Origin of the sequence: Desulfosporosinus shakirovi (assembly GCF_020595055.1) — a bacterium.
In the GTDB taxonomy this organism is placed as follows: domain Bacteria; phylum Bacillota; class Desulfitobacteriia; order Desulfitobacteriales; family Desulfitobacteriaceae; genus Desulfosporosinus; species Desulfosporosinus shakirovi.
In genome coordinates this window covers 1-609 of sequence record NZ_JAJDOO010000097.1, presented here as the reverse complement: position 1 = coordinate 609, position 609 = coordinate 1, and the positions used below count along the sequence as shown (strand labels likewise).

General features: G+C 51.4%; 1 rRNA gene. It reads right to left on the bottom strand.

The features are described from left to right. Positions 1-609 (bottom strand): 23S ribosomal RNA (locus tag LJE72_RS25965); the annotation flags it as partial.

Here is a 609-nt window from a genome sequence, read left to right as displayed (position 1 = left end):
AAGCCATAGCTTCGGTGATACACTTGAGCCCCGTTACATTTTCGGCGCAGAACCACTCGACCAGTGAGCTATTACGCACTCTTTAAATGGTGGCTGCTTCTGAGCCAACATCCTGGTTGTCTGTGCAATTCCACATCCTTTCCCACTTAGTGTATACTTGGGGACCTTAGCTGATGGTCTGGGCTGTTTCCCTTTCGACTATGAAGCTTATCCCCCACAGTCTGACTCCCGATCTAAATCCTATGGCATTCGGAGTTTGATAAGGTTCGGTAACCTGGTAAGGCCCCTAGCCTATTCAGTGCTCTACCGCCATAGCTCATCAATCGAGGCTAGCCCTAAAGCTATTTCGGGGAGAACCAGCTATCTCCGTGTTCGATTGGCATTTCACCCCTACCCACAGCTCATCCCCTGCCTTTTCAACGACAGTGAGTTCGGGCCTCCAGTGGGTTTTACCCCACCTTCACCCTGGCCATGGGTAGATCACACGGTTTCGGGTCTACAGCATGTAACTATTCGCCCTTTTCAGACTCGCTTTCGCTTCGGCTCCGGCTTCTCACCTTAACCTCGCTACATACCGTAACTCGCCGGTTCATTCTACAAAAGGCACGC